Origin of the sequence: Pseudoalteromonas sp. McH1-7 (assembly GCF_013366255.1) — a bacterium.
Taxonomy (GTDB): domain Bacteria; phylum Pseudomonadota; class Gammaproteobacteria; order Enterobacterales; family Alteromonadaceae; genus Pseudoalteromonas; species Pseudoalteromonas peptidolytica.
In genome coordinates this window covers 207,908-221,077 of sequence record NZ_JABWPQ010000003.1, presented here as the reverse complement: position 1 = coordinate 221,077, position 13,170 = coordinate 207,908, and the positions used below count along the sequence as shown (strand labels likewise).

The 13,170-nt window shown below is 41.8% G+C and carries 11 protein-coding genes; 2 read left to right on the top strand and 9 right to left on the bottom strand.

Going from position 1 to position 13,170, the window contains the following annotated elements:
* Nucleotides 1-4 precede the first annotated feature (4 nt).
* Nucleotides 5-850 carry a DNA ligase gene (locus HUZ36_RS03515; RefSeq protein ID WP_176032004.1) on the top strand — a complete coding sequence of 282 codons (846 nt, stop codon included), beginning with the start codon at nt 5-7 and terminating at the stop codon, nt 848-850.
* An 83-nt stretch (nt 851-933) separates the two neighbouring features.
* Here HUZ36_RS03515 and efpL read toward each other — a convergent pair whose 3' ends face one another.
* The 4 genes from efpL to HUZ36_RS03495 all read right to left on the bottom strand — a co-directional run bounded on the left by efpL (nt 934) and on the right by HUZ36_RS03495 (nt 6,175).
* Nucleotides 934-1,503 carry an elongation factor P-like protein EfpL gene (gene efpL, locus HUZ36_RS03510; protein WP_099641735.1) on the bottom strand — a complete coding sequence of 190 codons (570 nt, stop codon included), beginning with the start codon at nt 1,501-1,503 and terminating at the stop codon, nt 934-936.
* An 83-nt stretch (nt 1,504-1,586) separates the two neighbouring features.
* Nucleotides 1,587-2,918 carry a tetratricopeptide repeat protein gene (locus HUZ36_RS03505; protein WP_176032003.1) on the bottom strand — a complete coding sequence of 444 codons (1,332 nt, stop codon included), beginning with the start codon at nt 2,916-2,918 and terminating at the stop codon, nt 1,587-1,589.
* Nucleotides 2,919-3,372: 454 nt separating this feature from the next.
* Complete coding sequence (gene yghU, locus HUZ36_RS03500) at nt 3,373-4,239, bottom strand: glutathione-dependent disulfide-bond oxidoreductase (RefSeq protein WP_176032002.1); 867 nt, start codon at nt 4,237-4,239, stop codon at nt 3,373-3,375.
* A gap of 757 nt (nt 4,240-4,996) precedes the next feature.
* Complete coding sequence (locus tag HUZ36_RS03495) at nt 4,997-6,175, bottom strand: multidrug effflux MFS transporter (protein ID WP_176032001.1); 1,179 nt, start codon at nt 6,173-6,175, stop codon at nt 4,997-4,999.
* Between the two features lie 164 nt (nt 6,176-6,339).
* Between HUZ36_RS03495 and HUZ36_RS03490 the strand changes: the two genes are divergently transcribed.
* Nucleotides 6,340-6,810: a hotdog fold domain-containing protein gene (locus HUZ36_RS03490; protein ID WP_128731040.1), complete on the top strand. Its 471-nt coding sequence runs from the start codon at nt 6,340-6,342 to the stop codon at nt 6,808-6,810.
* 36 nt (nt 6,811-6,846) lie between these two features.
* Here the strand turns inward: HUZ36_RS03490 and HUZ36_RS03485 are convergent, their stop codons facing one another.
* The 5 genes from HUZ36_RS03485 to HUZ36_RS03465 form a co-directional block, all read right to left on the bottom strand.
* Nucleotides 6,847-7,242: a bactofilin family protein gene (locus tag HUZ36_RS03485; RefSeq protein WP_176032000.1), complete on the bottom strand. Its 396-nt coding sequence runs from the start codon at nt 7,240-7,242 to the stop codon at nt 6,847-6,849.
* An 88-nt stretch (nt 7,243-7,330) separates the two neighbouring features.
* Nucleotides 7,331-8,398: a M23 family metallopeptidase gene (locus HUZ36_RS03480; RefSeq protein ID WP_176031999.1), complete on the bottom strand. Its 1,068-nt coding sequence runs from the start codon at nt 8,396-8,398 to the stop codon at nt 7,331-7,333.
* Between the two features lie 132 nt (nt 8,399-8,530).
* Entirely contained in the window at nt 8,531-9,853 is a 1,323-nt protein-coding gene (fahA, locus tag HUZ36_RS03475) for a fumarylacetoacetase (RefSeq protein ID WP_176031998.1), read from the bottom strand.
* 132 nt (nt 9,854-9,985) lie between these two features.
* Nucleotides 9,986-11,032, bottom strand: coding sequence for a 4-hydroxyphenylpyruvate dioxygenase (gene hppD, locus HUZ36_RS03470; protein WP_125251618.1), 1,047 nt, complete (start codon nt 11,030-11,032; stop codon nt 9,986-9,988).
* A 416-nt stretch (nt 11,033-11,448) separates the two neighbouring features.
* The gene (locus tag HUZ36_RS03465; RefSeq protein ID WP_176031997.1) at nt 11,449-12,885 is read right to left on the bottom strand and encodes a peptide MFS transporter; all 1,437 of its coding nucleotides are present in this window, start codon (nt 12,883-12,885) and stop codon (nt 11,449-11,451) included.
* Nucleotides 12,886-13,170 lie beyond the last annotated feature (285 nt).

The following is a 13,170-nucleotide window of genomic DNA, read 5'->3' as shown; positions in this document are numbered from 1 at the left end:
TGCTATGAGATGTTACCTGTACGTACTATTTTTCCTACTTTGTTTTTCTCAATATATACATGGAAGTGAAGTCCATAAAAAAATCCAACTTGCTTCGATATATCAAGGTGATGAGGATATATCTGCATATCTGGTAAGTGAAAAGTTTGATGGAGTTCGAGCCATTTGGAATGGTCATCAACTACTTACTCGTGGTGGTCATGCTATTAATGCGCCAAAGTGGTTTACCCAAAAGTTACCGAGCGTTTGGTTAGATGGTGAGTTGTGGGCAGGGTATAACAACTTTGCATTTGTCAGTGCAGTGGCTAGGCGACACGCTCCAAATGAGGAGCATTGGCGTCAAGTTACCTATTATGTGTTTGATGCGCCAGATCCTAAAGAGGAATTTCAAAAGCGGTACGAGCGCTATGTTAAGCTAATAAACGTTATTCAAGTGGCACATGTTAAGCCAGTTGAACAAAATGTGTTTACCTCTGTTGAAATGCTTAATGACTATTATCATGGCGTGTTAAAACGCGGTGGTGAAGGGGTTATATTACACTCGAAAACAGCAAAACATGAAGATGGGCGAACGAAAAATCTATTGAAATACAAACCTCACTTGGATGATGAGGCGATAGTGATTAAACACCTACCTGGTAAGGGAAAATATCGAGGGATGATGGGGGCTTTGTTAGTGAGAGATGCTCATGGAAATGAATTTAGAATAGGGTCAGGCTTTAGTGACGAGCAAAGGGCATCGCCGCCTCCAATAGGCAGTCAAGTGACGTATCGATATCAAGGCTTTACAAAGTTTGGTAAGCCCCGTTTTGCACGTTTTTTAAGAGTGAGACCAGTTATAACACCATGAAATATGGTGGCATTTGTGGCATAACAGATAGTAGAAAATAGTAGGGAAGATAGCGAGGGTAGCTCGCTATCAAAGAAGTTGGCTTATTCTGCGCGGCCCATAAATTTAGACTCAGCAGTATTGATCTTAATCTTGTCACCACTAGAAATGTGCTCAGGAACCTGAACAACAAGACCTGTAGTCAGTGTTGCGGGCTTTGTTCTTGCACTCGCAGAGGCACCTTTGATTGAAGGAGAAGTATCTTCAATTACAAGCTCTACACTTGAAGGTAAGTCGATAGAAACTGGCATCCCTTGCACCACAACAACAGACAAACCTTTGGTTGACTCATCAATAAACAACAGTTGCTCTGCAATAGAGTCTTTGTTTAAGTGGTAAGGGGTGTAGTCTTCTTCGTCCATAAATACGTATTCGTCACCATCAACGTACGATAGCATTGCAGGACGGCGATTTAGGTCGGCTAAAGTTAGCATTTCTTCCGCTTTGAAGGTTTCATCGACTTTTGAGTTATCTACAACATCGTACATACGCATGCGGTACAGGCTTCCACCAGCACGACCTTGTGGTACTGAACGTTCAATATCACGAACAATCATTACACGACCATTGTACTCGATCGCGGCATGTTTTTTTATTTCACTTGCCTTTGGCATAGCTTGCTTCCTAATACAAATAAAGTTGGCACAATATAATCATTTTTCGACATTTTGGCGAGGTTCAAAGCGATCTGAAAACCTTAAATACCGTATAAAGTTTTTATGTCCGCGTACTTTACGCCAAAGTGCTGATCAAACCAGCGGTTAATATAGTCGTGTTTTGGTTCTAGTTTTGCGCATCGTAAAATATTTTCACCCTTATTGGTACCAAGTGCCTGACCACAGTAGTTTTGCTTCCAAGTTAAAGTTAAATCTTGAGAAAACTGCTCAATTAATCCATCTAAAGCCTTTTCAGTGATGTGAGCAAGGTTAAGAAAATCCGGAGATAGCGGTGTAATATCAAGCTGCTCAAAATCAGCCTGATGTGAGCGAGTTTTGTTTTGTTTGCTATCGCTGGCATTCCCTTTAATATAACGACTAGCTAAATTGGCTTCATAGCTAATATTAATGTCAAATTTCTCATCATAGACAGTGACTGGGTATGCAAACTCTCTAGTGACTTCGGTGGTGTGGGTTTTATCGGGATTATGAGGATCTGTGCGCTCAACTTCCTGCTGATAGTGTTTTCGTTGAATATGTTGATTACTGACACGATAATAATCGGCATCAGCATACAATGTTAACGAGAGCTGTTGAGCCCCTTGATTGTAAAACCATAGGCTATTATTGAAAGTCGCGTTAAGGTCAGAAATAAAAGTGCCATATTGTCCTTTAATGGAATTGCCAAACCGTAGACCAATATCAATACGTTCACGTATATTCATTGCAAAATAACGACTGTTGTCTTGCTTATCTACCGTTAAACGTTTTGGGGTTTGCCATGCTAAACAGTACTTTTCAGTGAAGCTTTTTAAATAGAAGCGCTGTCCGCTGACCTGCTTTGCGAGCGTATCACACTTCTTCTGTGCTTGGATGCTTAGCGTGTCATAATAGCTGCTCATGGCGCTTGCTAATTGCGCGTTACTGATCAAATGACGGTGGTTGTGTTCAAATAACTTAAACCTATCTGGGTAGGGCGTGTTAGACAATGAACCGGCTTCGTCGAGTAGCCACTGCCTGGCGTAATCAAGTTCTTCTCTTTGGGTATTTGCCATTGCACCATTTGGCTTCATTTGCCACTCTGCTTGATTTCTCACTATTTCTTCTAGCCTGGTAGCTGCGGCAGTATAATTATTTGCCAAGCGTAGCATGCGAACATCAATCAATCCTTTGTCTATCAGCTTATCTCTAGCGAGTGTTAAACCTTGCTTTGCTTCAAGATCTTCCGGATCTTCTGCTAGAGCTTGTGAATAGTACTCCGCCGCTTGGCGGTACATTCCCGCTTCGTAAAGTTTATTGCCTTTATAAACCAGAGATTTACAGCCGCTGATAGCTGTTAATATTGCAATGATGATGGCGGTTTTCTTGATCATAATATCATTCCATTCGCGCAAAAAGTTCCATAAGCACAGTTATTTATTTTTGGTATCTACTGAGTCGGTATATAGACAGCCTGCTCTCAGCTTCTTATCAGTTTATAATACAGGGTTCTGGCGAAATCTACATCATTGAATTGTTAAGATTTTGTTTTGTCGCAACGGTTTTTGTGGTCAAAATAACCTCAACCGACAAAGGTCGCTAGTTGTTAACATATAGCCAAAACGAAAAGCAGAGAAGGGGTAGTAATCTTTGAAGTCTTATGGTGTTGGTTTGTTGTCCTTTTGACTGGTTTCGACGCCCATCCATGGGCTACGACTACCTTTTCTTTGTTTGCCCAAAGAAAAGGTAGAAAAAGAAACATTTTTGATACACAGACAATCGGGTTTGATTAAATCTGATTAATCAAACCCGAAAGGTAAAGCTAACTCTTGTTAAACCAAGATAAGGTTACCGAGTTAACTTATCTTGGGTTTTGGTATCAAAGTCGCTGGCGTCATGCCTTTCATGCAGTTGTTCATGAGGCTCTCCCCACGTTCTGTTGACCATCTTTCCACGCTTCACAGCTTCTCTTGATGCGATTTCACCTGCCCAGCGGATCACGTGCTCATAGCCATTGACGTCTAGAAATTCAGCGGCATCATAAAGGTGGCCTTGAGCGAGTACACCGTACCACGGCCAAATTGCTATATCCGCTATGGTATATTCATCACCGCAGATATACCGCCTAGTCGCTAGGTGCTGATTGAGTAAGTCTAGTTGGCGCTTGATCTCCATGGTATAGCGGTTAATCGGGTATTCGTAATGTTCTGGCGCATAAGCATAAAAATGGCCAAACCCACCTCCAAGTAAAGGGGCAGCTCCCATTTGCCAAAATAACCAATTTAAGCATTCTGTTCTTTTGGCTGCGTCTTGAGGTATGAATTTTTGGAACTTTTCAGCTAAGTAAAGCAAGATTGAGCCCGACTCAAATACCTTGGTTGGTTCATCTGTGCTGGTATCGAGTAAAGCTGGGATCTTAGAGTTAGGGTTAAGTGCAACGAATCCTGAGCTAAACTGCTCGCCTTCCATTATATCAATTAAAAAAGCATCGTATTCAGCTTCTTCTACGCCTGCGGCAAGTAATTCTTCAAGTAAAACTGTCACTTTTACGCCATTTGGTGTAGCAAGAGAGTAGAGCTGTAGAGGATGTTTGCCTTGCGGGAGGGACTTTTCAAATCTCGCGCCTGCGGTGGGGCGGTTAATATTAGCAAATTTACTGCCATCACCACTTTGCCATTGCCAAACCTTTGGTGGGGTATAACCCGTTTTACTCATTTGATGAACTCCTTCTGTGACTGTCCTTATTGATTATAGAGCTTAGAAGTGAAATGAAAATGAACAAGCTCTTTTTGTAAAATGCTTGAGTAATACCAATTTGAAGGAGTCAATCTGATGCTAACAGCGTTACAAATTTCTTATTTAGAACAACTAAATAGCAAAATTTTCGCCTTGCCTACACGGATGTAGGTACCTTGGCGATAGCAGGACGCGGTAGCGGGGTTATCGATAAGGTTTTCTCGCCTCAAAATAGACCACTTAACTAAGATAATTGGTATAATTTAAAGTAATAACAAGATTAAAAGACAAAAAAATGCCGATCTATGATCGGCATTGTCGAATTGGTTGGGAGTTAAAACACCACAGTTTTGGTCGTCGAGCAGGTTGTTTTACTACTTTGCTCACATATTGAGTAGCTATGATACCGCTACCTTTAACACTGATGCTGTCTGTGTAGCTATTATCGTTGCTAGTTGTGACAATTTTACTACCATCGCGATAAATATCGGCTTTTGACGTACCTACACCACTCCAATTTAGGTCTACATGGCTTGTAACCGAAAGTAATAATACCAATTAGCCATAATATTTGCTCAATTTGAAGGAGTAAATCTGACGCTAACAGGACGCGGTAGCGGTGCTATCGACAAAATTTTCTCGCTTGAAAATAGAACACTTAATCAAAATAATTGGTATAACCTTCTCAACTATCAACGTCCTAATAAGCTCACAGGGCGCCACTGAGTAATTACTATTAAGTGGCGCTATGAAGCTGGTGGCGGTGTTTAGTTACCAATAGCGCTAAGAAAGGCAACGCGAGTAGAAGGTGCATTGCTAGTTGAGTTGGTGCCTTTAGTGCTAAAGGCTGACTCATTGTTGCGAGTAACCCCCCGCCACTCATTTGTAATACGCCAATAAGAGCAGAAGCTGTACCTGCTTGCTTTGCAAACCCTGATAGAGCTTTGCCAGCCGCAGCACCTATGGTAAAAGCAAAGCCGATAGATGCTAAGTACATTGGTAATACAAAATGCATAATGTCAGTTTGTGGTAACAACAATAGGACAACGCCACTGATGCAAGAAATGCTTAATCCAAAAGTGAGGGATTTCTGACTGTTACGTTTAATAAAGTGTGGGGCGATAAAGCTTGCAGCAATACTAAATATTGCGTTACCAGTAAACCAAAAGGTAAAGTCAGACACACTGCCCCCCATTTTTGCCATGATCCAGCCCGGTGCTGAAATCACGAAGACCAGCATTGCGGCCATACCAAGCATAGTGAGCATTGCGTTGTAAACAAAGGTGCTGCTATTTAGCATAGGTGTAAAGCGTCTTAGGTCTAGAATATGACCACTGTAATGCGTGTCCTCTGGACGAGTTTCTTTATAAAGCAAGATGATGAGCAACAATCCAACTAAAGCAAATCCAGCCAAAAAACTAAAATTACTTTGCCAGCCAAATTCAACTGTAAGCCATGCACCAAGAATTGGCGCGAGGGCAGGGATAAAGCACACAATACCATTTAAGTAAGTGATCATCTGGCCGCTACCTTTATGACCAAAGCTATCTCTGACAATCGCAAAAGCGCTGACGAAAGTGGCGCACGCGCCTAAGCCCTGCAAAACACGTGCGACCATCATTAATGACCACGTTGATACTGAGCTTGCCATGACTGCACCAATGGCAAACAAGCTTATTCCAATAAGTGAAATTGGTTTACGACCATATTTGTCTGCTAATGGACCCGCGATGAGTTGTCCTAAACCAACCGCTAACATATAAATACTAACAGTTTGCTGGATCTTATTTTCAGATACTTCAAGGCTAGCTTGCATATCAACAAAAGCAGGGAGGTACAGGTCGATACCTAATGGGCAAAAAATCACGAGTAGAGCAAGAATAAAAATTAGGGCTTTTGAGTTGGTTGCGGTCATGATGTCTCCTTTTGGCCGCCATTGTATTGCGGAAAATTTGAAAAGACAGGACAAAGCGCCGATTTAGCAAATTTTTAAGATATTTGATTCTTTGTGCATTTTCGGTAGTTGATAAACTGGTCAGATGTGTTAATTTTAAGCAAATTAATATTTTGATTCTACTTATGTCTGCACCACTTCTAAAAATTTATAAAAGAATGAGTTGGTTGCCATTTGGCAAATGGATGTTTAGCAAAGCTGTTTGTCGTAAAGCACCTTACTTTGGCACCATCAAACCAAAAATAACACTGTTACAACCTGGAATATGTAAAGCGACAATTAAGAACCGAAAAGCCATCCACAATCACATTGGAACGGTACATGCGATAGCGCAATGCAATCTTGCCGAGTTGTGCGCAGGTGTGATGACCGATGCCACAATCAATCACAAGTCACATCGTTGGATCCCAAAGGGGATGACAGTACAATATTTGGCAAAAGCGGAAACTGATCTGCATGCGATCGCCAAAATTGAATACCCTCGGACATGGGAAGACAAAGAAGAGTTAATTGTGCCTGTCGAAGTGTTCAGTAACTCTGGAGAAAAGGTATTTCACGCTGATATAAATATGTATATCAGTGCGAAGAAATCCTAATTAACCAAGCCTCAGATTCATTATCCCCAGCTCAGTTTAATTATTGGTGGTTTGCGTAGCTGAAGAGTCAATTAATGTCACATTATTGGCTCTTTCGCTGTGGTGAGTGAGCTTACCTTCCACATGCGCGCCAGCTTCAATTGTCAGTGTTTCATGCTCGATATTGCCAAATACTTGTGCACTTGGACGCAGAGTTACTTGCTTGGCGTGAATATCCCCCTCGACTTTTCCATGTATGGTCAAATCTGAAGAGTGAATGTTGCCTGTTACGAGACCGGTTGAACCTATGGTGAGCTTGTTGACGTTTAAGTTACCTTGTACGGAGCCATCTAGTTGCAATTCTGTTTCACAGGTAATATCGCCAGAAATTTGGGTGGTGTGGGTGATGATAGCTGGGATGCCACTTGGCTGACTTTTAAATGAGTTAAACACGAGTCCTCACTGTCGCAGCGTCAAAACAATAGATGTGATGAAACCTGAATAAGTAGTGAGTTTGCTGATCACTTATTTAAATTTCAGTTTATTTATTGAAAGCGCGAGCGATTTTAATTGGGTTTAAGTGTTTTTTACCTTGGATCACCTCATAGTGCAAGTGAGTAGAGGTACTTCTTCCTGTACTTCCCATCAAAGCAATAACGTCACCCTTGTCTACTTGCTGACCTTTTTTTACTTTGATGGTATGTAGGTGTCCATATCTAGTTGTGATCTCATTAGCATGTTCAATTTCAATAAACTTGCCATAACCACCGTTTTTTCCAGCTCTTTTTACAACACCTGCGGCAGGGGCAACAATATCTGTTTTATGCCACCCAGCTAAATCAATACCTTTATGAAAAGCACGACGCCCAGTTATCGGATCTTTACGAAAACCAAATGCACTGGACACGTAATACTTCTCTTGCTCAACTGGGAGGGTGTCAGGCAACTGTCCTATCATGGTGGATAACTGTGCATAGCTTGTATAGTAATCGATAGTATTGATAAAGCTGGCTTCGACTAAGGCTAAATCAGCTTGAAAGTAGGGACCACCTTGCGCATCTGAAGAGTCTGCAAGTTGCAAACCTACACTATCGATTGAAGCTTTTATTTGTGCTATGTCAGTTGCGTATTTTTGACCAAGAACGCGGTTCAAGGTTTGTTGTTGCAACAGTAATTTGGCAGCTTGAGGTGCGAAAGTATTGTCATTGTCTGGTGATGCTTCTTTGTCCGTTGAGTGTTCATCTGTCTTGCTATTGCTGGCCGCAAGTTCGGTTGCATCTATTAACGACTCGAGCACATTATGTTGCTGTGATAACTGCGCTAAAGTGTTTTGCTGCTGGGTAATGGTCTGCTCTAATTGTGCCTTTTCATGCTGCCACTTTGCTTGCAACTGAGTGAGATTTTGCTGTCCTTGAGAGAGCTGAATATTGTTGTTATGAAGTTGGATTGCGGCGTTTACAGACCACAGTGCAATTGCAGCGAAAATCATCAACAAACATACTTGAAGCCAAGATGGTAGTACGATCATCTTTACATTGGCGTCTTGACGGACAATCAATTGAGTGGGCTTAAACAGCTTCAGATATAGGCGCTTGAGTACTTGCAACATTCAACCTCAAATTAAATTCAGCGCTACACTCTAACAATTTTTAGTCAAATTTCCAGTTTTTAGAACTAAAAAAAGGCATGAAATAATCATGCCTTTGATTTAAAAGTAAATAAATTTGCGATTAACTCACGGTTAATTGCGATTATTTGCTGGGAGTATGGTGCCTTCAACAGAGCCGAAGCCAATACGATTATAGCCATCAGCTTCACACCAGCCGCGCATAATTACTTTATCACCATCTTCTAAGAACTTACGCTCTTCACCATTTTCTAGAGTGATGGTTTCTTTACCACCACGTGACAGTTCAAGTAATGAGCCTGCCTCTTCGTGCTCTGGGCCTGATTGCGTACCCGAACCTAGCATATCGCCCGGTAAAAAGTTACAGCCATTCACCGTGTGGTGAGTAACCATTTGTGCAACCGTCCAGTAACTATGCTTAAAGCTGGATTCAGACAATTTGCTTGGCTTAGCCCCTTCGCTACGCATTTGTTCAGTCTCGAGTAGTACATCCATACGAATATCAATTGCACCAGACTCGCGGTTTTGCGTTGACTCTAAGTATTCCAGCGGCTGTGGGTCGTTTTCATCACGATGCCAGTTAGTACGGTATGGTGCCAGAGCCTCTGTGGTTACAACCCAAGGAGAAACAGTTGAGGCAAAGTTTTTCGCAAGGAATGGACCTAATGGTTGATATTCCCAGGCTTGCAAGTCACGTGCAGACCAGTCATTGAACAAACAAAAACCAAAAACGTGATCTTCAGCGTCTTTAATTGCGATAGAGTCGCCAAGTTCATTACCCTTACCAAGGTAAATACCTAGCTCTAGCTCGTAGTCTAGGCGCTTACAAGGACCAAAAGATGGCGTATCCGCGTCAGGTGCTTTGGTTTGGCCTTTAGGGCGAGGGAAGGCTTGACCTGAAACACCAATAGATGAAGAACGGCCATGATAACCGATTGGTACCCATTTATAGTTCGGAAGCAGTGGGTTATCAGGACGGAATAGGCTACCTACTGCCGTTGCGTGATAGATAGAGGTATAAAAGTCGGTGTAATCGCCAATGTGGCAAGGTAAAGCGTATTCCACGTCATCTTGAGCAACCAATGCGCCTTCAAGGCTTGATTGCAGCTCAGAGCCTTCACGTAATGCACGAGAAAGCGCAAGTCTTAATGCTGACCAGTACTGTTGACCCATGCCCATAAACTCGTTTAATGCTGGGGCATTTGCCGCTTCTGCAGCCTGTGCTGCATCACCTGAAAGCAGGTTAGCGTCAACAACAGCGCCAAGATCTAGTACTTGATCGCCAATCGCAACACCGCCACGAAACTCTTCATTACTATTCTTACGACGAAATACTGCAAAAGGTAAGTTTTGAATGGGGAAATCAGTTCCAGTTGCATTTGCACTAGCTACCCAACTCTTTAACTGGATGTCGTGTGTTTCATTAATTTGAGACATTGCCTTTCCTTTAATTTTGGCTTTCAACTTGAGTTATGGTCAAAAATGAAAAACTCAAGTTGTAATAGCAATTTGATAAACCACAAAAAGCAGCTATCGCTAGCTGCTTTTTAATTAATTTGATAGGTGTGTTTAGATCACGCCACGGCGTTCTTGGTCACGTTCAATCGACTCGAATAACGCTTGGAAGTTACCTTCACCAAAACCACCATCATCAACACGTTGGATCATTTCGATGAAGATTGGGCCGAACAGATTCTTAGTAAAGATCTGTAGTAGATAGCAGTCTTCGCTTTGGCTATCGACTAAGATTTGGTGTTGCTTGATTTTTTCTTTGTCTTCTTTAACCCATGGTACACGATCAAAGATAGTGTCGTAGTAATGATCAACAATATCGAGAGTTGCAATTGTGCTCTTGTCTAGTTTATCTAATGAGCCAACTAAATCGTCAGTTAAGAACGCTAAATGCTGTACACCTGGACCATTGTACTCATCTAGGTACTCATCAATTTGGTTATTGTTGTCGTCTTTACCTTCGTTGATTGGAATAGAGAAGGTGCCACATGGTGACTTAAGTGCATATGAAAGTAGCGCGGTTTTTTGACCTTTGATATCAAAATAACGGACTTCGGTAAAGCCAAATACGTCTTTATAGAAGTTAGCCCAGGTTTCCATCGTCCCTTTATAAACATTGTTTGTGAGGTGGTCGATGCGCTTAAAGCCCTTATCAGCAACAATGCTTTGCTCTTCTAGGTCTACAAAGTCTTGCTCGTAGATTGAGCCTTTGTCACCAAAGTTTTCAATGAAATAGATAAGGCTGTCACCAATACCGTAAATCGCAGGGTATGGTAAGTCTTTGTGTGTTGAATCAGTCGCCGGTTTTGCACCACGCTCTACAGCAGTTTCAAACGCTTTTTGCGCGTTTTCAACACGCCAGCCCATTGAGCAAATTGCAGGACCATGGCTTTTTGCAAACTCTGCTGAGAAGCCTTCACGCTCGTTATTCAACAGGAAGTGAATATCGTGTTGGTTGTAGTACACGATATCTTTATCTTTAAATTTCTTTAGCTTTGAAAATCCAAAGTCAGTGAATACCTTATCCATATAATCAGCGTCTGGTGTTGCATACTCTGTGAACTCGATGCCGACTAGGCCTAGTGGATTATTTACTTCACTCATTGTTTTACTCCCGTATTAAGCACTGGGTGACTTGTTAGAATTTATGACTGGATAATTAATCAAATTACTGCAAAGGGGAAGTTAAAGGGCGTAAATAGCCATAGCGCACTTTGTAAATTTAGTTGCACAATTGCCATGCAAAAGACACAAAATCGACACAGACGAAGTCAAACTTATTTTTGTTTAAATTTTGAGTGAAAATACCAAAGGAAAAATACGAGGTGTTAAGTATGGTTTTTCTTATATTTTGATTTTACTGGCTTTTATTGTTTTTCTAGATCAAGAGTGTGAGGTGAAGTGTTCTGAACATAAGACTAATTGGAAAGGCGAAATAGGAAAGGCTGTATTTAAATCTTTACACTTAATGCTGCGAGAGGGGGTAAACCACGCCTGAACAGCGTGGTTTACGGTAAATATTATTGCTTCTCAGCGGATACTTCTAGCTCTTCAGCTAAATAGTGCTCCTGAGTGTGCGGCTCATGATTGCTCTCTGCACCGTGCATCCAGTCAACGAGCTTATTGCTTAGTAGATACATGAGAACTGCTGATAGTAGAGCGACACCGCCTAAGCCAATGAAAATGCTCATTGCATTGTTCATGGCTTCTTGGCCTTCACCGATGAATGAGCCCACAAGACCAGCTAGCTTGTTCGCAACCGCTGTACATAGGAACCAAATACCCATGAGCAATGACGCTAAACGTAGTGGCGCAAGTTTACTTACCATTGATAAGCCAATTGGTGATAAACACAGCTCACCTAAGGTATGGAATAGGTAGAACAATACCAACCAGATCATGCTGATCTGCAGTGTGCCGCCTGCTTCTGCACCTTCAGTTGCCAGTGCTAACATCATAGTCAAGAAGCCTAACGCAAGGAAAACGAGGCCAATGGCAAACTTTACCGGAGAGTTTGGCTCTTTCTTATCCAGTTTTAGCCATATCATTGCAACTAAAGGTGCGAAAATAATAATAAAAATAGAGTTTAGAGATTGGAACCAAGAAGCAGGGATCTCAAAGCCCATCAGCATGCGGTTAGTATAGTCATTAGCGAACAAGTTCATCAGACCACCGGCTTGCTCAAAACCCATCCAGAAGATAATAGAGAATACACTCATCGTGAAAATTACACGTATACGGTCTTTTTCTTGTTTTGTTAATGGTGCTTTTGTGGCTGAATCAGACATTTGCTGAGATAGCTTTGCTGAGGGTATTTTACCTATATCGCCTAAATATTTTTGGCTTAAGATCAGCTGCATAACCACTGAAATAACCATACCAACACCTGCGGCGATAAAGCCAGCCTGCCAGTTAATTACCGCAGCAACATAGCCCGCAACAAGTGGACCCAGTGCACCACCTAAGTTGATACCCATATAGAAAATAGTAAATGCACCGTCACGACGCTTGTCACCTTCTTGGTATAGATCGCCAACCATAGTGGAAATATTAGGTTTAAATAGGCCGTTACCTATACAAAGTAGTGCCAAGCCAAGGTAAAACACATTTACTTCTTGTCCTGCAACAATACTGTGTGGAATACCCATAATGAAGTGGCCAGCAGCCATTAGAATACCACCAATGATGATGGCTTTACGCTGACCTAGTACGTTGTCGGCAAGCCAACCACCAAATAGAGGAGTAAGATAAACTGCCATGGTAAAAGTACCGTATAGGCTAAGCGCATCGGCATTATTCCAACCAAACCCACCATTTTGTACTTGAGCAACAAGGTAAAGAACTAAGATGGCACGCATACCGTAGTAGCCAAATCGCTCCCACATTTCGGTACCAAATAATAAGAAGAGGCCTTTAGGGTGACCCAAAAATTCTCCGGCCTTCGGAACTGAATTCATATGTACTTCCTAATTTAATCAATGTGTTGTATCTGGCCATTGTTATTTCAATCAACACTGAATAATGAGCAACTTACTTTAAATACGACGTTAAAAAACGAGACGCAGTAAACAGAACACTTTTCAATGCAGATTAGCGATGCGCGACAAACAATACTGCATGCTCTGATTAAGCATGGTGGTAAACTGTCATGGCATGCCTGTACTTTTTTTGAACGGGTGGCCAGTACCTATTTTAATTAGTGTTTGTTGTATGTAACGACTAACTAATTTAAAAAAGCGCGT